The organism is Variovorax sp. CF079, assembly GCF_900101545.1.
Taxonomy (GTDB): Bacteria; Pseudomonadota; Gammaproteobacteria; order Burkholderiales; family Burkholderiaceae_C; genus Variovorax.
In genome coordinates, this window is sequence record NZ_FMZU01000012.1 from 116,766 (window position 1) to 142,452 (window position 25,687).

Annotated in this window: 22 protein-coding genes; 14 read left to right on the forward strand and 8 right to left on the reverse strand. The window is 67.2% G+C overall.

Annotation, left to right across the window (positions count from 1 at the left end):
- Positions 1-55 precede the first annotated feature (55 nt).
- From BLS74_RS17435 to BLS74_RS17450, 4 genes are all read right to left on the reverse strand, one after another.
- On the reverse strand, positions 56-484 hold the full coding sequence (locus tag BLS74_RS17435) for an organic hydroperoxide resistance protein (protein WP_093108395.1): 429 nt from the start codon (positions 482-484) through the stop codon (positions 56-58).
- 64 nt (positions 485-548) lie between these two features.
- Positions 549-1,001 carry a MarR family winged helix-turn-helix transcriptional regulator gene (locus BLS74_RS17440; RefSeq protein WP_093108396.1) on the reverse strand — a complete coding sequence of 151 codons (453 nt, stop codon included), beginning with the start codon at positions 999-1,001 and terminating at the stop codon, positions 549-551.
- Between the two features lie 89 nt (positions 1,002-1,090).
- Positions 1,091-1,906: a crotonase/enoyl-CoA hydratase family protein gene (locus BLS74_RS17445; protein WP_093108397.1), complete on the reverse strand. Its 816-nt coding sequence runs from the start codon at positions 1,904-1,906 to the stop codon at positions 1,091-1,093.
- A gap of 7 nt (positions 1,907-1,913) precedes the next feature.
- A complete protein-coding gene (locus BLS74_RS17450; protein ID WP_093108398.1) occupies positions 1,914-2,762 on the reverse strand; it encodes a 3-hydroxybutyryl-CoA dehydrogenase in 849 nt (282 codons plus the stop codon).
- 59 nt (positions 2,763-2,821) lie between these two features.
- Here BLS74_RS17450 and purT point away from each other — a divergent pair, with 59 nt between their 5' ends.
- From purT to BLS74_RS17495, 9 genes are all read left to right on the forward strand, one after another.
- Complete coding sequence (gene purT / locus BLS74_RS17455) at positions 2,822-4,024, forward strand: formate-dependent phosphoribosylglycinamide formyltransferase (RefSeq protein ID WP_093108499.1); 1,203 nt, start codon at positions 2,822-2,824, stop codon at positions 4,022-4,024.
- A gap of 25 nt (positions 4,025-4,049) precedes the next feature.
- A complete protein-coding gene (locus BLS74_RS17460; RefSeq protein ID WP_093108399.1) occupies positions 4,050-4,991 on the forward strand; it encodes an alpha/beta hydrolase in 942 nt (313 codons plus the stop codon).
- 133 nt (positions 4,992-5,124) lie between these two features.
- Positions 5,125-5,925, forward strand: coding sequence for a helix-turn-helix domain-containing protein (locus BLS74_RS17465; protein ID WP_244503909.1), 801 nt, complete (start codon positions 5,125-5,127; stop codon positions 5,923-5,925).
- Between the two features lie 11 nt (positions 5,926-5,936).
- A complete protein-coding gene (locus tag BLS74_RS17470; protein ID WP_093108400.1) occupies positions 5,937-6,812 on the forward strand; it encodes a branched-chain amino acid ABC transporter permease in 876 nt (291 codons plus the stop codon).
- Positions 6,813-7,889, forward strand: a complete 1,077-nt coding sequence (locus BLS74_RS17475; protein ID WP_093108401.1) for a branched-chain amino acid ABC transporter permease — start codon at positions 6,813-6,815, stop codon at positions 7,887-7,889.
- Positions 7,890-8,001: 112 nt separating this feature from the next.
- Complete coding sequence (locus BLS74_RS17480) at positions 8,002-8,814, forward strand: ABC transporter ATP-binding protein (RefSeq protein WP_093108402.1); 813 nt, start codon at positions 8,002-8,004, stop codon at positions 8,812-8,814.
- A complete protein-coding gene (locus BLS74_RS17485; protein ID WP_093108403.1) occupies positions 8,811-9,584 on the forward strand; it encodes an ABC transporter ATP-binding protein in 774 nt (257 codons plus the stop codon). The genes BLS74_RS17480 and BLS74_RS17485 overlap by 4 nt, the downstream gene beginning before the upstream one ends.
- Positions 9,585-9,588: 4 nt before the next feature.
- The gene (locus BLS74_RS17490; RefSeq protein WP_093108404.1) at positions 9,589-11,466 is read left to right on the forward strand and encodes an AMP-dependent synthetase/ligase; all 1,878 of its coding nucleotides are present in this window, start codon (positions 9,589-9,591) and stop codon (positions 11,464-11,466) included.
- Positions 11,467-11,503: 37 nt separating this feature from the next.
- The gene (locus BLS74_RS17495) at positions 11,504-12,676 is read left to right on the forward strand and encodes an ABC transporter substrate-binding protein (RefSeq protein WP_093108405.1); all 1,173 of its coding nucleotides are present in this window, start codon (positions 11,504-11,506) and stop codon (positions 12,674-12,676) included.
- 33 nt (positions 12,677-12,709) lie between these two features.
- Here the strand turns inward: BLS74_RS17495 and BLS74_RS34805 are convergent, their stop codons facing one another.
- The 3 genes from BLS74_RS34805 to BLS74_RS17510 are packed head-to-tail and all read right to left on the reverse strand — an operon-like array spanning position 12,710 to position 15,154.
- A complete protein-coding gene (locus BLS74_RS34805) occupies positions 12,710-13,243 on the reverse strand; it encodes a DUF4124 domain-containing protein (protein WP_093108406.1) in 534 nt (177 codons plus the stop codon).
- Between the two features lie 7 nt (positions 13,244-13,250).
- Positions 13,251-14,198 (reverse strand): pseudouridine-5'-phosphate glycosidase, encoded by a 948-nt coding sequence (locus BLS74_RS17505; protein WP_093108501.1) that lies wholly within the window; start codon positions 14,196-14,198, stop codon positions 13,251-13,253.
- Positions 14,199-14,233: 35 nt separating this feature from the next.
- Positions 14,234-15,154 carry a LysR substrate-binding domain-containing protein gene (locus BLS74_RS17510; RefSeq protein ID WP_093108407.1) on the reverse strand — a complete coding sequence of 307 codons (921 nt, stop codon included), beginning with the start codon at positions 15,152-15,154 and terminating at the stop codon, positions 14,234-14,236.
- A gap of 97 nt (positions 15,155-15,251) precedes the next feature.
- On the opposite strand from BLS74_RS17510, the gene BLS74_RS17515 reads away from it, so the two are divergent.
- Both BLS74_RS17515 and BLS74_RS17520 read left to right on the forward strand, forming a co-directional pair.
- Positions 15,252-16,409, forward strand: coding sequence for a threonine synthase (locus tag BLS74_RS17515; RefSeq protein WP_093108408.1), 1,158 nt, complete (start codon positions 15,252-15,254; stop codon positions 16,407-16,409).
- Between the two features lie 17 nt (positions 16,410-16,426).
- Entirely contained in the window at positions 16,427-17,404 is a 978-nt protein-coding gene (locus BLS74_RS17520; protein WP_093108409.1) for a Bug family tripartite tricarboxylate transporter substrate binding protein, read from the forward strand.
- Positions 17,405-17,418: 14 nt separating this feature from the next.
- Here BLS74_RS17520 and BLS74_RS17525 read toward each other — a convergent pair whose 3' ends face one another.
- Complete coding sequence (locus BLS74_RS17525; protein WP_093108410.1) at positions 17,419-17,946, reverse strand: hemerythrin domain-containing protein; 528 nt, start codon at positions 17,944-17,946, stop codon at positions 17,419-17,421.
- A 220-nt stretch (positions 17,947-18,166) separates the two neighbouring features.
- Between BLS74_RS17525 and BLS74_RS34810 the strand changes: the two genes are divergently transcribed.
- The 3 genes from BLS74_RS34810 to BLS74_RS17540 are packed head-to-tail and all read left to right on the forward strand — an operon-like array spanning position 18,167 to position 25,395.
- Entirely contained in the window at positions 18,167-23,992 is a 5,826-nt protein-coding gene (locus BLS74_RS34810) for a GAF domain-containing protein (protein ID WP_212733676.1), read from the forward strand.
- A gap of 13 nt (positions 23,993-24,005) precedes the next feature.
- Positions 24,006-24,347 carry an Hpt domain-containing protein gene (locus BLS74_RS17535; RefSeq protein WP_093108412.1) on the forward strand — a complete coding sequence of 114 codons (342 nt, stop codon included), beginning with the start codon at positions 24,006-24,008 and terminating at the stop codon, positions 24,345-24,347.
- Entirely contained in the window at positions 24,340-25,395 is a 1,056-nt protein-coding gene (locus BLS74_RS17540; protein WP_093108413.1) for an adenylate/guanylate cyclase domain-containing protein, read from the forward strand. The genes BLS74_RS17535 and BLS74_RS17540 overlap by 8 nt, the downstream gene beginning before the upstream one ends.
- The last annotated feature ends 292 nt before the right edge of the window (positions 25,396-25,687 follow it).

The following is a 25,687-nucleotide window of genomic DNA, read 5'->3' on the forward strand; positions in this document are numbered from 1 at the left end:
AAAGCTGCGGCCGGCGTCACCTGCGTGACGCCGGCCGCAGTTCCGACGGGAGCGATCAGGCGATCGAGAGTTCGACGTCGATGTTGCCGCGCGTGGCGTTCGAGTACGGGCACACCTGGTGGGCGGTGTCGACCAGGAGCTTCTTCTGCGCGTCGTCGAGGCCCGGCAGCGTGATCGCCAACTTGACCGCGATGCCGTAGGCCTTGCCCTCGTTGATCGGGCCGAGCGAAACGCTGGCATCCACCGCCACGTCTTCGGGCACCTTGACGTTGATCTTGGGCGCCACGGCCTTCATCGCGCCGATGAAGCAGGCCGAGTAGCCGACCGCGAACAACTGCTCGGGGTTGGTGCCGGGCTTGCCGGAGCCGGGCGGATTCAGTTTGACGTCGAGCGCGTCATCGCTGGACTTGCCGGCGCCGCCGTCGCGGCCGCCGGTGGTGTGGGACTGGGCGGTGTACAGGACTTTGTCGAGCTTCGTGGCCATGGTGATTCCTTCAGGTTGGTTGGGGGGAGAAAAAATGCTTCGGTGGGCCGAAGCGGGGGAAAACCTATGCGGCGGCCTTGACGCGATCCCTCAGTTGCTGGATCTGCTGCGTGAGCGCCACCAGCTCCTCGACCGAGCACTGGGAGGCGGCCATCAGGCAGGCGGGAACGCTCGCCGCACGCGCCTTGAGCTTGCGGCCGGCGGCCGTGAGACTGACGTGCACGCGCCGCTCGTCGGCCACGTCGCGGATGCGCGCCACCAGGCCGTTGGCTTCGAGGCGCTTCAGGAGCGGCGTCAGCGTGCCCGAATCGAGCGAGAGCCGCTCGCCCAGCTCCGACACCATGAGACCGTCACGCTCCCACAACACCAGCATCACAAGATACTGGGGATAGGTGAGCTTGAGCTTGTCGAGCAGCGGCTTGTACAGCTTGGTCATCGCCAGCGAGGCGGAATAGACCGCAAAGCAGAGCTGGTTGTCGAGCCGCAGCATGTCGTCGGCGGAGGGCGTGGAAGGCATGGGCCGAATTGTAGCTGTCAATTGAATTGTGCGCAATTCAAATGGTAAGCGCATGTTGCCGGAAAAGGCGGCGTCCTGCGCCGCCGTGCTCACCGCCCGCTGAAACGCGCCGGCCGCCGCTCGACGAAGGAGCGCACGCCTTCGGCCGCGTCCTCGCTGTTGGCGAGCCGTTGCTGGACCGGAATGAAATCCGCCACCGCCGCGAGCGGCCCCTGTTCGATCGCCTTCATCACGTTGAGCCGGGTCGCGACCACCGCGAGCGGTGCCTGGGCCGCAATGCGTTGGGCGATGCGCAGCGCCTCGTCCAGCTCCTGCCCGGCCGGTACCACCTTCTGCACGAAATGCAGGCGATAAGCCTCGGCGCTGTCGAACTCGTCGGCCGTGAGCAGATGCAGCATCGCATTGCCCAGGCCGGCGCGCTCGGCCATGCGCAGCGTGGCGCCGCCGGTGGCCATGATGCCGCGCTGCACCTCCATCTGCGAGAAGCGGCAATTGTCGGCCGCCACCACGATGTCGGCACCCAGCATCAGCTCGATGCCGACGGTGAAGCAGATGCCCTTGACCGCGACCACCATCGGCTTCTCGCGGCGCCGGTAGCCGGGCAGGCCGAAGTCGTGCGGCTCCACCAGCCCTTCAGGAATCGCCTTCTCGCCACGCTTCATGTACTCGGCCACGGCCGGCAGGTCGAGCCCGGCCGTGAAGTGATCGCCGAAGGCATGCAGCACGCCCACGCGCAGGCCCGGGTCGTCGTCGAGCCGCGTGTAGGCCTCGGCCAGCTCGCGGAACATGCGCGGCGTCCAGCCGTTGCGCTTGGCGGGGCGGTTGATGCCGATCAGCAGCACGTGATCGAGCACCTGGGTGTCGATGCAGCCTTCGGGCGGGGGCGTGGTGGGGATGGCGGTCATGGCGGCCTCAGTAGGTGTAGACGCCGCGACCCGTCTTGCGGCCGAGCTGGCCTGCCGCGACCATCTCCTTCAAGAGCGGGCAGGGCCGGTACTTCGAATCGCCGAACTGCTCGAGGTAGACCTCCATCACCGCCAGGCAGACGTCGAGCCCGATCATGTCGGCCAGCGCCAGCGGACCGATGGGCTGGTTGCAGCCCAGCTTCATGCCGGCGTCGATGTCTTCCGCGCTCGCAATGCCTTCGGCCAGCACGAAGAAGGCCTCGTTGATCATCGGCACCAGTATGCGGTTGACCACGAAGCCCGGCGCGTTCTTCACGGTGATCGGCGACTTGCCCAGCCGCTCGGCCAGCGCCTTCACCGCATCGTGCGTGGCGTCGCTGGTCAGGTAGCCGCGGATGATCTCCACCAGCGCCATCATCGGCACCGGGTTGAAGAAGTGCATGCCGATGAAGCGGTCGGGCCGCGAGGTCGCCGCCGCCAGCTGGGTGATCGAGATCGACGAGGTGTTGGACGCGATGATGACCTCGGGCGCGAGCATGGCGTCGACCTGCTTCAGGATCTTCAGCTTGAGTTCGTGGTTCTCGGTCGCGGCCTCGATCACGAGCTCTGCGCTCTTCAGGTCCTCGTAGTTCGTCGAGCCCTTGATCAGCGCCAGCGCCGCGTCCTTCTGGGCGGCGGTGAGCTTGTCCTTCTTGATCAGGCGCTCGAGGCTGCCGGCCACGGTGGCCAAGCCCTTGTCGACCGCGGCTTGCGCAATGTCGACCATCACCACCTTCACGCCTGCGACAGCGCAGGCCTGCGCGATCCCGTTGCCCATCGTGCCCGCGCCGATGATGCCGACCGTCTGAATCGTCATTTCGAATGCTCCTTGAAAATCCGCCATTGTGGGTCAGCCCGTGATTTAAAGTGGTCACCATGACGACCCTCGGAACCCCTCTTTCCCCCTCTGCAACCCGCGTGATGCTGCTCGGCTCCGGCGAACTCGGCAAGGAGGTGCTGATCGCGCTCCAGCGCCTGGGCGTGGAGACCATCGCCGTCGACCGCTACGAGAACGCGCCCGGCCAGCAGGTGGCGCACCACGCGCGCACCATCACGATGAGCGACCCCGATCAGCTGAAGGCGCTGATCGAGGCCGAGAAGCCGCAGCTCGTGGTGCCCGAGATCGAGGCCATCGCTACGCCCATGCTGCAGCAGCTGGAAGACGCGGGCACGGTGCGCGTGATCCCGACCGCGCGCGCGGCGCGCCTCACGATGGACCGCGAGGGCATCCGCCGCCTCGCCGCCGAAACGCTGGGTGTGCCGACCAGCCCCTACAAGTTCTGCGATTCGGTGGCCGAGCTGCAGGCGGCGATCGACGCCGGCATCGGTTATCCGTGCATCGTCAAGCCGGTGATGAGCAGCTCGGGCAAGGGCCAGAGCAAGATCGACGGCCCGGCCGACGTGCAGAAGGCCTGGGACTACGCGATGGCCGGCGGCCGCGTGAGCCACGGCCGCGTGATCGTCGAGGGCTTCATCGACTTCGACTACGAGATCACGCTCCTGACCGTGCGCGCGCTCGACGCGGCAGGCCGGGTCCAGACGCAGTTCTGCGAGCCCATCGGCCACGTGCAGGTGAGCGGCGACTACGTCGAGAGCTGGCAACCGCATCCGATGGCGCCGGCCGCGCTGCAAAAAGCGCAGCAGATCGCGCAGGCGGTGACGGCAGATCTCGGCGGGCAGGGGCTCTTCGGCGTCGAGCTTTTCGTGAAAGGCGAGGAGGTCTGGTTCAGCGAAGTCAGCCCGCGGCCGCACGACACCGGCATGGTGACCATGGCGACCCAGTGGCAAAACGAGTTCGAGCTGCATGCGCGCGCCATCCTGGGCCTGCCGGTGGACACCGCGCTCAAGAGCCCGGGCGCCAGCGCGGTGATCTACGGCGGCGTGGACGCGACCGGCATTGCCTTCGAAGGCGTGGCCCACGCGCTGCAGGTGCCGGGCAGCGAGGTGCGCCTGTTCGGCAAGCCCGAAAGTTTCGTCAAGCGGCGCATGGGCGTAGCGCTGGCGCATGCGGCGGATGTGGAGACGGCGCGCCGCAACGCGAAGGAAGCCGCTTCGCGCGTCAAGCCGCGCAAGGCCTGAGTTCCGGCCCTTCCAGGAGTCCGCCATGCTGCATCCCCAAGCCCAAGCCTTCATCGACCTGCTGGTGCAGCGCGGCGTGCCGCCGACCCACACGCTGACGCCGGCCGATGCGCGCAAGTTCTACCGTGAACGGCGCGCGGTCACGCAGCCGGAGCCCGGCGAAGTGGCGGAGGTGCGCGAGCTCAGCGCGCCCGGCCCGCACGGCGCGATCCCATTGCGGCTCTACCGTCCACTGGGCAGCACGGCCGGCGCCTCGGTGCCGGTGCTGGTCTACTACCACGGCGGCGGCTGGACCATCGGCGACCTCGACACCCACGACACGCTGTGCCGCGAGCTTGCCAACCTCTCGGGCTGCGCGGTGATCGCAGTCGACTACCGCATGGGCCCGGAGCATCGCTTCCCGGCCGCGGTGGACGACGTGCTCGCCGCCACCTACTGGGTGCGCAAGGAAGCGGATTCGCTCGGCGTGAACGCGAATCGCCTCGCGGTCGGCGGCGACAGCGCCGGGGGCAACCTCGCGGCGGTGGTGGCGATCGCGGCGCGCGATGCGGGCGATCTGCCCATCGCCTTCCAGTTGCTGATCTACCCGGCAACCGACATGCGCTGCGTGCACCCTTCGCACACCAGCAACGGTCAGGGCTATGTGCTGACCAGCGACACGATCAAGTATTTCCACGACCACTACATCACCGACCCGCAGCACGACCTCGACTGGCGCGCCTCGCCGCTCTTGCACCCCGACCTGTCGCGCCTGCCGCCGGCGCTGGTGCTCACCGCCGGCTACGACCCGCTGCGCGACGAGGGGCTGGACTACGCGCGGGCGCTGACTGCGGCCGGCAACCGCGCGGTCTACGTCTGCTTCGAGCGCCAGATCCATGGCTTCATCACCATGGGCCGGCTGCTCGACGAGGCGAACGCGGCGGTGGCGCTGTGCGCCGGCGAACTGCGGCGGGCGCTGGCAGCATGACCAGGAACCGTTCGGACTGAGCTTGTCGAAGTCAGGGCGCATGTAGGGAAAGTCCCCGCACCTCGACATCGCCGCGCCGCTGCGGCGCCGCTACGATCCTGCGAGCGCGACGCGAGCGCAGGAGACATTCATCTTGGGCACCAGGACGGACACCGACCGCAGCGGCAACGGCACCAGGGGCGAGCGCCTCATGTGGCTGACCCGCGAGCGCGTTTTCTACGCCGGCCTGCTGGGCGCGGCGGCCGAGCGCAGCCTGGGAGGCCATGGCGTCTACGTGTCGCCGACGGGACAGCCGATGCGCATCCGCATCGGCGGCGGCGCCTGGCAAAGCGGCGAGCTGCTGGTGGTGCCGCCGCAGGTGCCGCACCAGGTCGTGAGCGAAGAGCCGCTGATCCTCAACCTGCTGATCGAATCGGAGTCGGTCGATCCAGCGCAGCTGCCAGACTTTCTGCAGCACTGCGGCGCGGTCGAGGCGCCGGACTTCGTCCAGCGCGTTCGCGCGGCCCACGCGCAACTGCTTGCCGCCGCCGGCCGCGACGGCTTCGACGCCCTTGACTTCGACACGCTGTTCTTCGGCCAGCCGCTCGTCGTGCGGCCGATCGACGCGCGCATCCGCCAGGTGGTCGAGCGCATCGTCGCCGACCCGGCGCTGCCGGCCTCGGCCGAGGAATGCGCGGCCTCGGTGCAGCTCTCCTTCTCGCGCTTCCTGCATCTGTTCAAGCAGGAGATCGGCGTGCCTTTCCGTGCCTTCCGCGCCTGGAAGCGGGCCCGCAGCCTGCTGCGCCATGTGCGGGAGTCCGCCACGCTGACCGACATCGCGCTCGACACCGGCTATCCCGATTCGACCCATTTCAGCCACTCGATCCGCCAAGTCTACGGCCTGCGTCCCAGCGACATCCTCGCCGGCTCGCGACGACTCGCGGTGTATCAATGAAAGAGGCCTGATTGCAAGTCCTCCAGCTCCTGCTCTCAGGCATTGCGCAAGGCTGCATCTACGGCCTGATCGCGCTGGGGTTCGTGCTGATCTACAAGGCCACCGAAACCGTGAGCTTCGCCCAGGGCGAGCTCATGATGCTGGGCGCCTTCTGTGCCTTCGCCGGCATGTCCTTGTTCGGCCTTCCCTTCTGGTTGGCGGCGCTGCTGGCCGTGGCGGCGATGGCCGCCTTCGGCGTGCTGCTCGAACTGGTCGTGATCCGGCCAATCCTCGGGCAGCCGCAGTTCTCGATCGTGATGCTGACCATCGGCATCGGCTACGTGGCGCGCGGGCTGATCACCATGATTCCCGCCATCGGCACCGAGACGCACACGCTGCCTGTGCCCTACAAGGACCAGATCTGGAAGCTGGGCGAGTTGGTGGTCAACGTGGAGCAGATGGCCATCATCCTTTCCACCGCGCTGCTGTGCGGCCTGTTGTTCGCGATGTTCCGCTACAGCAAGCTCGGCATCGCGATGCAGGCCTCGTCGCAGAACCAGCTGGCGGCCTACTACATGGGCATTCCGGTCAAGCGGCTCAACGGGCTGGTGTGGGGGCTCGCGGCCGCGGTGGCCGCCATCGCCGGCATGCTGCTCGCGCCGATCACCTTCGTGCACGCCAACATGGGCTTCATCGGCCTCAAGGCTTTTCCGGCCGCGGTGGTGGGCGGCTTCGGCAGCCTGCCGGGCGCGATCGTCGGCGGGCTGGTGATCGGCATCGTCGAATCCTTCGCCGGCTTCTATTTGCCCGACGGGTTCAAGGACACGGCGCCCTACATCGTGGTGCTGATCATGCTGATGGTGAAGCCCAACGGCCTGTTCGGCGAGAAGCTGCGCAAGAAAGTCTGAATGCGCTTCATCTTCAAGACCTCCTACGCGCAGGACATCGGCCTGGCCAAGCACGGCGGCCACGTGTTCTGGTACAGCCTGCTCGGCGCGGCGCTGATCGCGGCGCCATGGCTGCTGCCCGAGTACTGGCTCGCGCAGCTGACCTTCGTGCTGATCTACGGCATCGTGGGCCTCGGCCTGATGCTCCTGGCCGGCTTCACCGGGCAGTTCTCGATCGGGCATGCGGCCTTTCTCGGCACCGGCGCCTACACGCAGGCCGTGCTCGCGAACATGGGGGTGCCCTTTCCGATCGCGATGGTGGCGGCCGCCGCGCTCTCGGCCACGGTCGGCGTGGTGGTCGCGCTGCCTGCCTTGCGCGTCAAGGGCATCTATCTCGGCATCGCGACCCTGGCCTTCGGCTTCATCGTCGAGGAGGTGTTCGCGCGCTGGGAGAGCGTCACCGGCGGCAACTCGGGACTGCACGTGAAGTCGCCCAAGCTCTTCGGGCTGGACATCAGTTCGAGCGAAGGCTTCTACATCGTGTGCCTGGTGATCGCGGTGGTCTGCACGCTGGCCATCCTGAACCTGCTGCGCTCGCCGACCGGCCGCGCCTTCGTCGCGATCCGGGATTCGGAGATCTCGGCGCAGAGCATGGGCATCCATCTGGCGCGCTACAAGACCATGTCCTTCGCGATCTCGGCCGCATTGGCAGGGCTCGGCGGGGCGCTCTATGCACACAAGCTCAGCTTCATCTCGCCGGACCAGTTCAACATCTTGCAATCGATCGACCTGCTGCTGATGGTGGTGATCGGCGGGCTGGGCTCGGTGCACGGCGCCTTCCTCGGCGCGATCTTCCTGATCGCGATGCCGCAGCTGATCGCGCTCGGCAAGGACTGGCTGCCGCCGGTGATCGGCCAGGCGCCCGGATTGCAGGGGCTGGTCTACGGGCTGGTGCTGATCGGCTTCGTGCTGTTCGAGCCGCTGGGCCTGTACGGGCGTTGGCTCAAGATCCGCACCTACCTCCAGCTCTTTCCGTTCTACCGCCGCGGACTGTTCAGGCGGCAGAAGTCCTTCACCAAGTCGGACAGATTGAGATGAAGCTCTCCCCCAGGATTCGCGCACTTCGTGTCGCTTCGCCAACCACCTCACCGGGGGCAACACCAGCGGCCCGGCAAAGCCGGTTCCGCGGTGTTCCTGGAATGGACAGCCAATGAGCGCGGACGTTTTGCTTGCAGCCCGAGACCTGAGCGTGCGCTTCGGCGGGGTGCTGGCCGTGAACAAGGTGAGCTTCGACGTGCGGCGCGGCGAGGTGTTCACGCTGATCGGGCCCAACGGCGCCGGCAAGACCACGGTCTTCAACCTGATCAGCCGCATCTACACGCCGACCACGGGCGAGATCGTCTGGCACGGCGAGGGCGCAGCGCTCTCGCTCACGCAGCAGGCGCCGCATGCCATTGCCGCGCTCGGCATCGCGCGCACCTTCCAGAACATCGAGCTGTTCGAGCATGCGACCGTGCTGCACAACCTCCTGATCGGCCGCCACACGCATCGCCAGACCGGCTTCTGGAGCGAGGTCTTCTTCACGCCCGCCACGCGCCGCGCCGAGATCGAGGCGCGCGAAAAAGCGGAGCGGGTGATCGACCTGCTGGACCTGCAGCATCACCGCGATTCGATGGTGGCGGGGCTACCCTACGGCGTGCGCAAGGTGGTGGAACTCGCGCGCGCGCTATGCACCGAGCCCAAGCTGCTGCTGCTCGACGAACCGTCTTCCGGGCTCAATGTCGAGGAGACGGCGGACATGGCCTTCTGGATCCAGGACATCCAGCAGGAGCTCGGCATCTCGGTGCTGATGGTGGAGCACGACATGTCGCTGGTGTCGAAGGTGTCGGACCGCGTGCTCGCGATGAACATGGGCGAGGCGCTGGCCTCGGGGACGCCGCGCGAGGTGCAGTCGGATGTGAAGGTTATCGAGGCTTATCTGGGGACTGTGGGGGATGTGAGCGGATTGAGGAGGACGGCATGAGCGACGTCGTCCTTGCGCTCCTCAACGTCGAAAGCGCCTACGGCCCCATCAAGGCCATCCGCGGCGTCAGCCTCAAGGTGCGCCAGGGCGAGATCGCCACCGTGCTGGGCTCCAACGGCGCCGGCAAGACCACCATCCTCAAGACGATCTCCGGAATCATCGATCCGAGAAAAGGCAGCATCGAATTCCAAGGTCAGAACATCACCGCCAAGGATCCTGCCCATATCGTCCAGCAAGGCCTCTCGCACGTCCCCGAAGGCCGCGAAGTGTTCCCGCTGCTGTCGGTGAAAGACAACCTGCTGATGGGCGCCTACACTCGCACCGACCGCGACGGCGTCGCGCGCGACATCGAAACCGTCTATGGCTATTTCCCGATCCTGCGCGAGCGCGCCACGCAGGACGCCGGCCTGCTCTCCGGCGGCCAGCAGCAGATGCTCGCGATCTCGCGCGCCATCATGGCGGCGCCCAAGCTCATCCTGCTCGACGAGCCCAGCCTCGGCCTTTCGCCCAAGCTCACGCGCGAGATCTTCGAGATCGTGGTGCGCATCAACCGCGAGCGCGGCACCACCATCCTGCTGGTGGAGCAGAACGCCAACATGGCGCTCAACGCTTCCGACTACGGCTACGTGCTAGAGAACGGCCGCATCGTGATGGAAGACACCTGCGAGCGCCTGCGCGAAAAGGAGGACATCAAGGAGTTCTACCTCGGCCTCAAGGACGAGGGCGTGCGCGGCGAGCGGCGCTGGAAAAAGAAGAAGACCTGGAGGTAAGACCATGGCCAAGCAGCATCAGCAGCAGCAAGGACTCTGGGACCTCTCTCACATCCAGCCGCGGCAGGAGATCGTGGTGCAGGGCGACACCGTTCCCGCGGTCTTCTGGAACGCCGAGCGCGCGCGTGGCGACCAGGTCTGGATGCGGCAGAAGGAGTTCGGCATCTGGCACAGCTGGAGCTGGCGGCAGACCGCCGAGGCGGTGCGCGAGATCGCCGGCGGGCTGATGGCGATCGGCTTCGCGCCCGGCGAGTGCGCATCGATCCTGGCCAACACCGTCGTCGAATGGGTGCTGTGCGACCTGGCGGTGCTCAGCTGCGCCGGCGTGGCCAACGGCATCTATCCGACCGACGCGGCCTCGCAGGTGAAGTACCTGTGCGAGGACTCGCGCACCACCGTGCTCTTCGTCGAGGACGACGAGCAGCTCGACAAGGCGCTCGAAGTGCGCGCCGGGCTGCCGCTTCTGCGCCGCGTGATCGTGTTCGACATGGAAGGCCTGCGCGAGCTTCATGATCCGGGCGTCATGAGCCTCGATGCGTTGCGCGCCCTGGGCCGCGACTACCTCCAGAGCCACCCGCAGGAACTCGAACGGCGCATCGCCGCCTGCCGCCCCGAAGACCTGGCGATCCTGGTCTACACCTCGGGCACCACCGGCAAGCCCAAGGGCGCGATGCACAGCCATCGCGGGCTGGTCCACACCATGCGCGGCTACAACATGCTGGTCGCGCAGGACGAGCACGACGAGCGCATGTGCTTCCTGCCGCTGTGCCACATCGCCGAGCGCATGGGTGGCGAGTACTTCGCGATGTACACCGGCGCCATCCTCAACTTCGTCGAGAACCCGGAGACCGTGCCCGAGAACGTGCGCGAGATCGCGCCCACCGTGTTCACCGCCGTGCCGCGCGTGTGGGAGAAGTTCTACTCGGGCGTGATGATCGCATTGAAGGAAGCGAGCAGCGTGCAGCAGGCGGCCTACCGCTGGAGCATCGGCGTGGGCAGCGCCATCGCCGAGCGCGTGCTCGCGGGGCAGCCGGTGGGCGGCCTGCTGCGCTTCAAGTTCCGCCTCGCGCGCTGGCTCGCGCTCGACAACGCGCGCAAGCTGATCGGCATCCACCGCGCGCGCTTCCTGGTCACCGGCGCGGCGCCGATCTCGCCCGAGCTGGTCAAGTGGTACCTGGCGCTCGGTGTGCCGATGCTCGAGGTCTGGGGCATGACCGAGTCCTGTGGCGCTTCCACCGGCGTGCCGGCCGCGCGCATCAAGCCGGGTTCCATCGGCCCGGCCGCCGGCTACAACGAGGTACGGCTCGATCCGGCCACCGGCGAGATCCTGGTGCGCGGCACCAACGTCTTCATGGGCTACCTCAACCTGCCCGAGAAGACGGCGGAGACCATCGACGCCGACGGCTGGCTGCACACCGGCGACGTCGGCACCGTCGACGAGGACGGGTATTTCCGCATTACCGACCGCATGAAGGACATCATCATCACGGCAGGCGGCAAGAACATCACGCCGAGCGAGCTGGAGAACGAGCTCAAGTTCAGCCCCTACATCACCGATGCCGTGGTGATCGGCGATGCCAGGCCCTACCTGACGGTGATCGTCATGATCGACCAGGAGAACGTCGAGAAATTCGCGCAGGACCACGACGTGCCTTTCAGCAACTACGAGAGCCTCACGCGCGCACAGGAAGTACAGGACCTGATCCAGGGCGAGATCGACCGCGTCAACGCCAAGTTCGCGCGGGTGGAGCAGATCAAGAAGTTCTTTTTGCTCGAAACGCAGCTCAGCGCCGAGGACGAAGAGCTCACGCCGACGATGAAGCTCAAGCGGAAGCTGGTGCAGACCAAATACTCCCCCCGCATCGAGGCCATGTACCGATAGCCGACTCGTTCAGTTCGTCAACCAAGGAGATTCCTGTATGAAGATCAAGACACTGTTTCCCCTGGCCGCAGTCGCCGGTCTCGCGCTGGGCTGCGGCCTGGCCGGCGCGCAATCGCAGGGCGTCACCAAGGACGAGATCCGCATCGGCACCATCCAGGATCTCTCGGGCCCGATCGCGGGCTTCGGCAAACAGTCGCGCAACGGCATGCAGTTGCGCGTGGACGAGCTCAACGAGCAGGGCAACGTGCATGGCCGCAAGCTCAAGCTCTTCGTCGAGGACTCGGGCTACGACCCCAAGAAGGCGGTGCTGGCGGCGCAGAAGCTGGTCAACCAGGACAAGATCTTCATCATGGCCGGCCACATCGGCACCGCGCAGAACATGGCGGCGATGCCGGTGCAGTTCGACAAGAACGTGATCAACTTCATGCCGATCACGGCGGCGCGCGAAATGTACGAGCCCTTCCACCGGCTCAAGTACTCCTTCGCCGCCACCTACTACGACCAGATCCGCAACGCGCTGCCCAAGATGATCAAGGAGAAGGGCGCCAAGAAGGTCTGCACCATCTACCAGGACGACGAGTTCGGGCTCGAAGTGCAGCGCGGCGCCGAAGCCGGCCTCAAGACCGCCGGCATGGAGCTGACCGAGAAGACTTCGTTCAAGCGCGGCGCGACCGACTTCTCCTCGCAGGTCGCGAAGATGAAGGCGGCCAACTGCGATCTCGTGGTGATGGGCACCATCATCCGCGAAACCATCGGCACCATCGGCGAGGCGCGCAAGACCGGCTTCAACCCGACCTTCCTGGGCTCCAGCGCGGCCTACACCGACCTGATCCACAAGCTCGGCGGCAAGGCGATGGACGGCCTCTACGCGACCATGACCGCGCAAAATCCCTACACCGACGAGCAGTCGCAACCGATCCGCTTCTGGGCCAACAAGTACAAGACCAAGTTCAACGAGGACCCGACCGTGTTCTCGGTCTACGGCTACACCATCATCGACCAGTTCATCAGGGCCGCGCAGAAGGCCGGCCCCAACCTCACGACCGACAGCTTCATCAAGGCGATGGACAGCATGACCTTCGAGCCCGACATGTTCGGCGGTCCCAAGAGCAGCTACACCGCCACCAAGCGCCTGGGCAACGACCAGTCGCGCCTGTCGCAGATCGTGGATGGCAAGTGGAAGGTGGTGTCGGACTACGTGGCGCCCTGAGGCGCCGCAGCAAGAGCAGCGTGAAGCTCCGGCTCAGCGGCAGATCGTGGTGGTACCCACCGGCCGGCAGGTCTTTCCATCGGGGGTCTGGTAGCGGTCCAGCCGGCCGGAGCGGTTGTAATGGTTGCCCTGTGTGTCCTGGCAGCCCGCCGCATCGCAGTTGCGGATGCGCGGCCGCATGTCGCGACGCGGGATGGGCTGGCGATAGGTGCCGGGGTAGGGATATCCATCGTCGATCGCCACGGGATCGCTGCCGCGCTCGCTCCAGCGCGAATCGCCGGGCCGCTCGTTGCTGCTGGCGCCGCGAGAGTCGATGATGGCCGGGCCTGCCGGCGCCTGAGACGGGCTCGGGGCCGCTGCCGTCGGGCCGCGCTCCTCACGCTGCCGCTCGGCTGTGTCTCGTACCGGAGGCGGGGGTTCCGACACGCGTCCCACCGGCGTGGCGCCCGGCGGGCATTTGCCGTCGGTATAGCTCACGTTGCCGGCCGCGTCTGCGCAGCGGATCACCTCCGCGCTGGAGAGGGGAGCGAGCGTGCTCAGGATGGCAAGAAAGAGGAGCTGGCGCATGAGGCACTCATTGTGCGCCTGCTCCCCGTCCCGCACGTGCCAACGCCAGCGCCAGCCTGGCCCCCACCTCGGCGTTGTGTTTGATGAGCGCGATGTTGGTCGCCAGGCTGCGTCCGCCCGTCAGCGCCTTGATGCGAGCCAGCAGGAAGGGTGTCACCGCCTTGCCGGTGATGCCTTGCGCCTTGGCCTCGGCGAGCGCCTGCCGGGTCAGCGCGTCGATCTCCTCGCGCGGCATCGCGGCCGCTTCCGGCACCGGCGTGCTCAACACCACGCCGCCCGCGAGGCCCAGGTCCCACTTGGTGCGGATGAAGCGCGCTTGCGCCGCCGCGTCGTCTAGCCTGAAGTCCGCGCGAAAGCCGCTGTCGCGCGTGTAGAACGCGGCGAAGTTGTCCTGCTCGCAACTGAGCACCGGCACGCCGTGCGTTTCCAGGTATTCCAGCGTGAGCCCGATGTCCAGGATCGACTTCGCACCGGCGCACACCACGGCCACCGAGGTCTTCGCCAGTTCCTGCAGGTCGGCCGAGATGTCGAAGCTCTCCGGCGCGCCGCGGTGCACGCCGCCGATGCCGCCGGTGACGAAGACCTCGATGCCGGCCAGCGCCGCGCAGATCATCGTGCCGGCCACCGTCGTGGCGCCGAGCCCGCCGCCGGCCAGGACGGCCGGCAGGTCGCGGCGGCTGACCTTGTGCGCATCGCCCGAGCGGGCCAGCAGTTCGAGCTCGTCGTCCGCGAGGCCGATGCGGATTCGCCCCCCGATCAGCGCGATGGTCGCGGGCTCGGCGCCCAGGCTGCGGATCAAGGCCTCCACTTCGCGTGCCGTGCGAACGTTCTCCGGATAGGGCATGCCGTGGGCGATGATGGTCGACTCCAGCGCCACGAGCGGGCGGCCGGCGGCCTGCGCAGCGGCCACGGGTGCGCTGCGGGTCAACCAGGAGTGGGCAAGTTCGGTCACCATGTCGATGCTTCCGGCAGTGTGGTTCACGCGGCGGTTCAGCGCAAATGGCGCTGCAGCCGCTGACTATCCTCCTCGAGCTGCTGGCGCATGACGGACAGGAATTCCCTGGCCGTGGCCGACAGCACCTTGCCCGCCGGCAGGGCCAGCAGGCAGGCGAACGAGACGTCGATCGACAGCTTGCGCACGACCAGCCCACGCTCGGCGTAGTCGAGTGCGGTGATCGGATTGACCAGGCCGACGCCCAGGCCGCGCAGCGCCATCTCGCAGACGCTGGCCGCATAAGGCGTCTGCGCGGCCACGCGCAGCGCGATGCCCTGCTGCGCCATGGCGGCCTCGAGCCGGCGATGCGCCGGGTCCTCGGGGTTCAAGGCCAGGAAGGGAAGCTCCGCGAGCTGCTGGGGCTTGACGGTCTTGAAGCGCGCCAGCGCGTGGCCCTCTCGCATCACGATCACGCCGGGCATGCGCGCAAAGGTCGAATGCTCGATGCCCTCCAGCGACAGCTCGTCGGCCATGAGCCCGAAATCCGAAATGCCCATGGCCACGCGGTCGCGCACATCCTTCGAGCTCAGCACCTGCAGCGACACCTGCGGCCACGCGCCGTCCCCGCGTTGCGCCTTCAGCCGCGCCAGCGCGCGCGGCATGAAGCCGAGCCCGAAGGCCGGATAGCAGCTGAGCTCGAGCTGGTTGACGCCGAAGTCGCGCAGGCTGCGCAGCCGGTGCTCGATCGCGTCCATGCCGATGAACACGCGCTCCACCTCGGTCCAGAGCGCGTTCGCCTCCGGTGTCGGCACCAGCCGCCCGCCGCTGCGCTGGAACAGCACCATGCCCGCCTGCGCCTCGAGTCGCTTGAGCGACTGGCTGACGGCGGGCTGCGTCACATGCAGCTGAGCCGCTGCCTTGCGCGTGGTGCTGCTGCGCATCAGGGCCCGGAAGGTCTCGATCTCGGTGAATCGCATTGATAAGTTTGGTTATCGGATGAATAGATCAATCGACTTTATTTTATTTATCTGCGCCTAGCATTCGGGCATCGATTTCAGCGACAAGGCCAAAGAGATGACCCACCCGGTTTGCGCCCTGGCCCAGCCGATCCGGCCGATCAGGAATCCGCTGCTGCGCGGACTGCAATGCCTGCGCTGCGACGCCGAGTACCCGATCCGCCTTGCGCACGAGGGCTGCCCGGCCTGCCGCGCGGAGGGCGTGCATGTCGGCCTGCGCGCGAGCTATCGGGCCGACGCGACGTCAGCGCCTCTCATGCCGTATGCACGGGGCTTCAGCCTGGGCGAGGGCGGCACGCCGCTGTACGCGATGCCCGATCTCGCACGTCGCTTCGGCGTCGCGCGCCTCAGCTTCAAGGACGAGTCCTGCAATCCGACCGGCTCGCACAAGGACCGGATGACCGCGATTGGCGTCACGCAGGCGCTGGACTTCGGCGCTCACACGCTGGTGCTCGCCTCCTCGGGCAACGCCGCGGTGTCGGCCGCGCATTACGCGCAGGCGGCGGGCCTGGCCTGCGAGGTCGCGACCTACGACGGCATGCCCGCCGCCTACGCGCGCGCACTCGACGCCGCGGGCGCCAGGCGTTTCGCCTTCGCCGACAACGCCGGCCGCTGGGCCTTCGTGCGCGAGCGTGCGGCGCTCGCGGGCTATTTCGCGCTCACCAACTACAGCCTGCCAGCGCTCGGCAGCGCACCGCTGGCCATCGAAGGCTACAAGCCCATCGCCGACGAATGCCTGGAGCAGGGCGGCCTGCCCGACCATGTGGTGGTGCCGACGGCACGCGGCGACCTGGCATGGGGCCTCTTTGCCGGCTTTCGCGATCTGCTGGTCGCCGGCCGCATCGCGAAGCTGCCGCGCATCTGGGCGGTCGAGCCTTTCGCGCGGCTCTCGCGCGTGCTCGAAGGCGGCGCGCTGGATGCCGACTACCCCGGCCGCACCGCGCAGTTCTCCACGGCCGGCGCTACCGTCACGTATCTTCAATGGCAGGCGGTCGCCGCCACCGGCGGCGGCGCCGTGGTCGTGGGCGACGACCAGGCGCGCGCATCCCGGCGCCTGCTCGCGCAGGCGCGCGTCAGCGCGGAGCTCTGCGCCGCGGGCGGCCTGGCTGCGCTTTCGCAATTGCGCGAACGCAGCGCGATCGCGGCGGACGAACACGTGCTGCTGATGCTCACCGCGGACGCCTCGCGCGATCCGAGCTGGCCCGATCCTGTTTGAGTTTCAAGGAGCTTCCCATGTCGCCGATGCATCGCCGCACCTTCCTGAGCGCAGCCGCGCTGATGGCCGCTGGGCCGAAGGCCTGGGCCGCCTTTCCCGACAAGCCGATCAAGCTGATCGTGCCCTGGGCTCCCGGCGGCAGCACCGATGCCATTGCGCGTGCCATGGCGCAGGGCATGAGCAGCGCGATGGGCATCTCGGTCATCGTGGACAACCGGCCCGGCGCCGCGGGCCAGATCGGCACCGAAGCCGCCGCCCGGGCCGCGCCGGACGGCTACACAATCGCCATCGTGGAACTCCCGCATGCCATCGCGCCGGCGGTGATGACCCGCCTGCCCTACGACCTGCTGCGCGACTTCACGCCGATGACGATGATCGGCACCTCGCCGTTGGTTTTCTTCGGCGGCACCGGTGCCGACAGCAAGGATTTCAGGAGCTTCATGAAGGCGGCCGCGGCCGCTGCTGCGTCGCCGCCCGCCATCGCGCACAGCGGCGCCGGCACCGTCAGCCACCTGGCCGCGGAGCTGCTGGCGACCCGCAGCCGGATCAGGTTCAACATGGTGCCGTACCGAGGTTCGGCGCCTGCGCTCAACGACGTGGCGGCGGGCATGGTGGCGGGCCACTTCGCCACGCTGGCAAGCGGCTCCAGCCTGCTCGCGGCCGGCAAGATCCGCGCGCTGGCCGTGGCCAGCCCGCAGCGTGTGGACCTGCCGGCGCTGCGGGGCGTGCCCACGCTGTCGGAGGCCGGCATCAAGGGCGTCGAGATCGACCAGTGGTGGGCCATGGTGGCGCCGGCCACCACGCCGCTCGAGGTGACCGAACACCTGCGCAAGGAGGCCGCGGCAGCCCTGGCTCAGCCGGCCGTCAAGGAGCGGCTGTCGGCCCTGGCCGTGGAACTGAAAGCGTCCAGCAGTGGCGAGTTGCGCGCCTTCATGCGCGCGGAAGCCGAACGCTGGCAGAAGGTGGCGAAGGAAATCGGCTTGCAGCCGCAATAGCGGCGGCGCCATTCTCAGGAGGGCGGGCGGCCACGGTCGCGTTCTTTCGCGGCCTCCATGGCCGCGGACATCGACGACACCACGGCAGCCCACTCCTCGCCCGTCAGCAACAGCGCCGTTTGGGAATGGAGCAGCGTGTCTTCTCGGTCCAGATGGGCATGCATCAGCTGGCGGTGCTCTTGCAACAGGGCTTCGACGGTCCCGGCGTCGCCCATTTCCCCCGATTCGGCAGGCTTCAACATGGCCTTTGCCCGTGAGAGCAGGCCGTCACAGTGCTTGCTTTCCAGTTCGAGCTCATCGAGCAGTTGGTCGGCCTCTGCCGACCTGCCGCGCAGTATCTCGAGCAGGACGACGCCCTTCGGGCGATGCGTCGTTTCGTCGAATGCCTGAAGGCGTTCGATGAGTTCGACGAGCGACGCCGCCTGCGGCCCCGGTCGTGTCCAATCCCCTGTTTTCAGCGTGCCGTCGACAAGCGCCAACAGCTCACGAATGCGAGTGTGCTCGGCACGCAAGATGATCCACGCGCATTCGGCCGCCAGCATGTTCCTGTCCCCTTTGTGCCAGCTTACTCCTGCGCGCTTGCCTTGAAGGTCTGGCCGCGTGGGCAATGGGGTTTCAAGCAATTGAAGCACCGGCCATAGGGCCTCACACCCGCTCGCCGCTTCGCCGTTAGACTCCACGCCGTGTGCGCCACTCGCGCATCACCCCCTGATCGCAGGAGGCAATTGCCATATGGCAAGGTCCCGGTCCCGGCCACTGTCGATGCGCGCGTTGCGCGCCGACACCCACCGGCGCGAGCCCTTCGAGCGCCTGGTCTACAGCGGGCTGCGCCTGAATGAATTGCGCCGCGAGAGTGAGCTGCACGAATTCCTGATCGACGAGGCGATCGAACTCAGCGGCGCGCAGCGCGTGCTGCTGGTGCTCGACAGCGACGACGGCCCGCGCATCGTCGCCTCGATGCTGCCGCAAGGCGAAGACGCCGCCGGCCTGCTCAGCGCCATTGGACCCTGGCTCGCCCAAACCCGCCGCACCCGCGCCGTGAGCCTGCGGCACGGGCCCGATGGTGCCGAACCCGCCGCCCAGCGCTCGTGCCTCATCGCTCCGCTGATCGCCCGGCACGAGCTGATCGGCTACCTTTACGCCGACATCGAAGGCGCGGCCGGTCGCTTCCATGACGCGGACCGCGACCTGCTGGCCATGCTTGCGAGCCAGGCCTCCGTGGCCCTGGCCAATATCCGCTTCCGTGAGGGCCTGGAGCGCAAGGTGGCTGAGCGCACGGGCGAGCTCGCGCAACGCGCCGGGGAGCTCACACTCATCAACAGTATCCAGCAAGGCGTGGCCGCAAGGCTGGAGTTTCAGGCCATCATCAACCTGGTGGGCGACAAGCTGCGGGAAGTGTTTGCCACCGGCGACCTGAACATCGTGTGGTGGGATGACAAGACCAACCTGATCCAGGCGCTGTATCGCTACGAACACAACGTGCCGTTGCCGCTCCCGCCGGCGCGGCCGTTGAAGCCCGGCGAGGCGGCAGAACGAATCCTCCGCGAACGCCGGACCGGCGTGGCGAACACGCGCGAGGAACAGACCCGGATCGGCATGAGCCCGGCACCGGGAACCGATTGGGCGCACTCGATCGTCGCGGTCCCCATCATCGGCAGCGATCGCGCTCTGGGCGCCATCGTGCTGCAGAACCACGAGCGCGAATACGCCTTCGGGAGCAACGAGGTCCGGCTGCTCGAAACGGTGGCGGCGAGCATGGGCCTGGCGCTGGAGAACGCCCGCCTGTTCGACGAGACGCAGCGCCGCGCCCGCGAATTGAAGGAGGCGCTGGCGCACCAGACCGCGACCGCCGAGGTGCTGCAGGTCATCGGCAGCTCGGTGGCCGACACCGGGCCCGTGTTCGACAAGATCCTCGAGTGCTGCGACCGTTTGTTCGACGCCGGTTCATTCGCCTTGTTGATGGTCGACGCTCAGGGCCAGCTCGCGCTGACGCGTTGGCGGATGACGGCGGCCGGCCGCGCCGCGATCGGCGAGGCACGCGCAGCCGAGCTCGAGCCATTGATGCAGTCGAACTACCCGATGCCGCTGGCCGATACGTCTGCCGAACCCGCGTTCCGCACCGGAGACCTGGTGGAGTTTGCCGACGTGCTGAACGACGTCGGGGCGCCACTGGTGTTGCGCCGCAACGCCGAGCATCTGGGAAGAAGCTTCGCGAACCTGGCCGCTCCGCTGATGTGGGAGGGCCGCGGCATCGGCATCCTCAGCATGCAGCGCGACGAGGTGGGTCCGTTCAGGCCCAGTGAGCGCGCTCTGCTCAAGACATTCGCCGACCAGGCGGTGATCGCAATCCGGAACGCGCGGCTGTTCAACGAGACCCAGGAGGCGCTGCACAAGGTCGAGGAACGCACCGCCGAGCTGACAGAGTCCCTCGAGTACCAGACCGCGATCAGTGAGGTGCTGCGCGTCATCAGCGAATCGCCGACCGATGTGGCTCCCGTGTTCGAGGCGATCCTGGATTGCGCGACGCGGCTGCTCGGCAGCCCGACTTCCGCGATCTTGAGCTTCGACGGCCGCCTGGTTCATCTGGCAGCCACCCGGAACTGGGCTGCATCGGCGCTGGAGGCGGCACGCACCCGGTACCCGGCGCCTCCCGATTCGCACCTGATGAGCGGTCGCGCCATCATCGAGCGAAGGGCCCTGAGCAACGAGGATGCGGGGTCAGACCCGAATTACGACCGCACGATGGCGAAGACCGGAAACTGGCGCCGGATGATCGCTGCACCGATGCTCAAGGATGGCGCGCCGATCGGCGTGATCGTCACCGCGTGGCTGGAACCCGGCAAGACGCCGCGACGGCAGCTCGACCTGCTCAAGATGTTTGCCGACCAGGCCGTGATCGCGATCGAGAACGTGCGGCTGATCAATGAGACCCGGGAGGCGCTGGAGCGCCAGACCGCAACGTCCGAGGTGCTGAAGGTCATCAGCGGCTCGCCGACCGACGTGCAGCCGGTGCTCGACACGGTGGCCGAGCGCGCCGGCCTGTTGTGTCGAGCCGACGGCAGCCGGGTGTGGCTGGCCGCCGGCGAGCACCTGCGCGCGATGACGAGCTACGGGCCGGCGTACGAAGACTCACGGGGCACAGAACTGCCGCTGCGCGCCAGCTCGATCGGCGGCCGTGCGTTCCTGGAGCGCCGTAGCGTGCATGTCGAAGACGTCGTCCCCCTTCTCGACACCGAATATCCGGACGTGCGCGAACTTCAGGCGCGCAATGGCTTTCGCACGGTGCTGGCCGTGCCGATGATTCGCGATGGCGAATCGATCGGCGTGATCGCGCTGCTGCGCAACCAGGTACGGCCTTTTGCGCCAGCGGAGATCGGCCTGGTGCAGACTTTCGCCGACCAGGCGGTGATCGCCATCGAGAACGTGCGTCTGTTCAACGAGACCAGGCAGGCGCTGGAGCGGCAGACGGCAAGCGCCGAAGTCCTGCAGGTCATCAGCGGCTCGGTGGCCGACGCCGCGCCGGTGTTCGACAAGATCCTGGAGAGCTGCGCCCGCCTGTTCCGCAGCTCCGAGCTCGGCATCGTGATCATCGACGAGGAGCAGCAGCTGTTGCGCTCCGCGGCCTACCGCGGCGAGTCGGCGCCGGCGGTGGCGCGCATCTTTCCGCTCCCGCTGCGCGAGGAGCCGGTCCACCAGGCGATCCGCGAAAACCGCGTGCTGCGCTACGCCGACGTGATGAACGGGGCCGACACGCCCAAGAGCGTGCGCAACGCCGCGGTGATGCTCGGGACCGGCAACTACTCGCAGGTCTTCGCGCCGATGCAGTGGGAAGGGCGGGGCATCGGCATGCTGTACGTGACCCGCAACCCGCCCGTGCCCTTCAGCGAGCAGGAGGCCGGGCTGCTGAAGACCTTTGCCGACCAGGCCGTGATCGCGATCCAGAACGCGCGACTGTTCAATGAGACCAAGGAGGCACTGGAGCAGCAGACCTCCACGGCGGCGATCCTGCGCGTGATGAGCAGTTCGCCCACCGATGCGCAGCCCGTGTTCGAAGCGATCGCGGAGCGCGCCAGGGCGTTGTGCGGCGCGACCATCGGCACGGCCACGCGTTTCGACGGCCAACTGCTGCACATGGTGGGCTACCACGGCACGACACCGGAAGCGGAGGCGTCCATGCGCGCCGCATTTCCGATGAAGCTCGGGCGCGGCTCCAGCAACGCCCGCGCCATCATGGAACGCGCGCCAGTGCAGATTCCCGATGTGCACGCGGACGCTGATTACGAACTGAATGAACAGGCCAGGCAAGCGGGCTTTCGCAGTGTGCTGTCGGTGCCCTTGCTGCGCGAGGGCCGCCCCATCGGCACGGTCGGCGTTGCGCGTGAGCAGCCCGGTACCTTCCCCGCCAAGTCTGTCGCCCTGCTGCAGACCTTCGCCAGCCAGGCCGTGATCGCGATCGAGAACGCGCGCCTGTTCCGTGAGACCCAGGAAGCGCTGGAACGGCAGACGGCGACAGCGGAAATCCTGAAGGTCATTGCAAGTTCGCCCGCCGACGTGCAACCTGTCTTCAGCGCCATCGTTCAAAGCGCGCGGCAGTTGGTTGGCGGGTTCTCCGCGACATTGCTGCGGCTCATCGACGATTCGATCCATCTTGCCGCATACACACCCACCAGCGAGGAGGGCGACCAGGCGCTGAAGAACTACTTTCCCGCCCCGGTGACGTCGGACTATATCTACCAGCCCCTGGTGACGGGCAAGCCGCTTGTCATGGAAGACATCGAGGCGAATGCTGAAGTCTCGGATGCATTGCGAGAGCTGGCGCGCCGCAGGGGATGGCGCGGCCAGGCCGGCGTCCCGCTGGTGCACGAGGGCGTTCCCATCGGCATGATCAGCGTGACCCGCAGCGCGGCCGGGCCGTTCTCCAGCCACCAGGTGGAACTTCTCAAGACCTTCGCTGACCAGGCCGTGATTGCCATACAGAACGCCCGAATGTTCAATCAGACGCAGGAGGCGCGTGCCGCGGCCGAGGCCGCCAACGACGCGAAAAGTTCGTTCCTGGCGACCATGAGCCACGAGATCCGCACGCCGATGAACGCGGTGATCGGCATGAGCGGCTTGCTGCTCGACACGAGGCTCGACACCGAGCAGCAGGACTACGTCGCGACCATCCGCGATTCGGGCGATGCGCTCTTGACCATCATCAACGACATCCTCGACTACTCGAAGATCGAGGCCGGGCGCATGGACATCGAATCGCACTCGTTCGACCTGCGCGACTGCGTGGAGGCGGCGCTCGACCTCGTCAGCACGCGCGCGACCGAGAAGCAGCTCGACATTGCCTATGTGTTCGAGGGTGACGTGCCCGCGGCCGTGAGCGGCGACCTCGCGCGGCTGCGGCAGATCCTGCTGAACCTGTTGAGCAACGCGGTGAAGTTCACCGAGGCCGGCGAGGTGGTGTTGACGGTGAGTTCGGAGGCCGCCTCCGCCGGCAAGGTGGCGCTGACCTTCGCCGTGCGCGACACCGGCATCGGCCTGTCGCTGCAAGGCATGAGCCGGCTGTTCCAGTCGTTCACGCAGGCCGACTCGAGCACCACGCGCAAGTACGGCGGCACCGGCCTGGGCCTGGCGATCAGCAGGCGGCTGGCCGAACTGATGGGCGGACGCATGTGGGTGGAAAGCGAGGGTGTGGGCAAAGGCTCGACGTTCCTCTTCACCATCGAGGCGCCGACCGCGAACCTGCCGCCGAGCCGGCGCCGCGACTATGTCGGCGTGCAGGCCGGACTGCAGGGAAAGCGCGTGCTGATCGTCGACGACAACGCGACGAACCGGCGCGTGCTCTCGCTGCAGACCGGCAAGTGGGGCATGAGTTCGCGCGACACGGAATCGCCGCTCGAAGCCTTGCGCTGGCTCGAACAGGGCGAGCGCTTCGACCTCGCGATCCTCGACATGCACATGCCCGAGATGGACGGCATCGACCTCGCGCGACGCATCCGGGCGAGCCACGCCGTGCTGCCACTCGTGCTGTTCAGCTCGCTGGGGCGGCACGAGACGCATGCCACCGAATCGTTCTTCAATGCGTACCTGGCCAAGCCGATCCGCCAGTCGCACCTGTTCGACACGTTGACGAGCCTGCTCGCGCACGACACGCCTGCGAAACCTGCAGCCGCCGATGCGGCCAAGCCGCAGATCGACCCGACGATGGCCGCACGCCACCCGCTGCGCATCCTGCTCGCCGAAGACAACGCGGTGAACCAGAAGCTCGCCATGCGCCTGCTGCAGCAGATGGGCTACCGGGCCGACCTCGCCTCCAACGGCATCGAGGCGGTGGAATCGGTGCAGCGCCAGGCCTACGATGTGGTGCTCATGGATGTGCAGATGCCCGAACTCGACGGACTGGACGCGACGCGGCAGATCTGCAAGCTGCTGGAGGCGCCGCAACGGCCGCGCATCGTGGCGATGACGGCCAACGCCATGCAGGGCGACCGTGAGATGTGCATGGCCGCAGGCATGGACGATTACCTGACCAAGCCGATCCGCGTCGATCGGCTGGTCGAAGCGCTGAACAGCGTGCCCGCACGAAAGGACCGATGAAAGGAGCGATGACATGAGCGCTGCGACTATCGACCTCGCGACTTTCGCGGAACTTCAGGACACCGCGGGGGGCGACTTCGTGAAGGAACTCGTACAGACTTTTCTCGAAGAGGCACCGGCGATGCTGAAGGAGCTTCGCGACGCGATTGACTCGGGCAATGCGGATGACTTCCGCCGCGCGGCGCATTCGCTCAAGTCGAACAGTCTCACCTTCGGCGCGCATAGGCTGGGCGCGATGGCGCGAGAACAGGAACTCGGGGGGCTGGCGGCCGCGCAGCAATCGAATGCACTCGACGCGCTGGCGCTGGAGTACGCCCGGGTCGCCGCGGCTCTGACGGAGCTGACTCATGGTTGACTTGCGCCATGCGCCAGCCCGCCTCCTCGTGGCGGACGACAACAAGGTCAATCGCCTGCTGCTGACCCGCAGCCTCGAACTGCAGGGCCACCGCGTCGACAGCGCCGAGAACGGACGTCTCGCCCTGGAGTTGCTGCGGCGCGACACCTACGACCTGCTGCTGCTCGACATGGAAATGCCCGAGATGGACGGCTTCCAGGTGCTGGAGCAACTGACCGCCGATCCGAAGCTGCACGACCTGCCCGTGATCGTGACCTCGTCGCTCGAGGGCGTGGCCACCATCGTGCGCTGCATCGAGCTCGGCGCTGAGGACTACCTGCACAAGCCGGTCAATGCGGTACTGCTGAAGGCGCGCATCGGCGCCAGCCTCGAGAAGAAGCGCCTGCGCGACCAGCAGAAGGAACTGGTGCGCCGCTTCGCCACCTCCGAGGTCGCGCAGGACCTGCAGCAATCCGGCTTCGCGCTCGGCGGGCGACGCGTGCAAGGCGCGGTGATGTTCTCCGACATTCGCAGCTTCACCGCGCTGGTCGAGTCGCAGCCGCCCGAAGAGACGATCGAACTGCTGAACACGTACTACACGCTGATGTTCGACGCGATCAACGGCCATGGCGGCGTGGTGAACCAGATGATCGGCGACGGGCTGATGGCCATCTTCGGCGCCCCGCTGCCGCTGCCCGACCACAGCGCGGCCGCGGTGCGCGCGGCGCTCGACATGGTCGAGATGATCGAGCTGCTGAACACAGAGCGCATCGCTGCGGACAAGCCTGCGATCCGCATCGGCGTGGGAATCGCCACCGGCGAAATGGTGGCGGGCTACACCGGCACGCAGCAGCGCGCGACCTACACCTGCATCGGCGACACGGTGAACCTTGCCGCACGACTCGAGGCGCACACCAAGCTTGCGAAGCGGACGATCCTGATCGATCCGGCAACCTGCATGGCACTCGGTGGACGCATTCCGGTCGAGCCCCTCGGGGCGGCGTCGTTCCGGGGCAAGGCGGCGCCGGTCGAGGTGTACGCCGTCACTGGCACCAACGCATCAGAGTGAAGGGTCGCCGTGCGGCTGCAAAGAGGCAGCGTCCATAAATCGAGTTTTCGAACGTGCCAACGTAAACGACCGCGTCTGCGACTCGTAGCTTTTCGAAACGGCAGGCATCAATTCGCAACCGACAAAACGAAACTGCCGTAACCGGCTACAACGCGTGTAACTGGCCCGAGGAGGTCCAACATGCACTGCGTCCCGGCTCCGGGCGCCAACGGGTATTGAGCTGCAAGGCTTCCTGTTGAACCCATAGAGCGCAGTACACCGAAACGATACCTGTCTCGCAGGCAATGAGTTT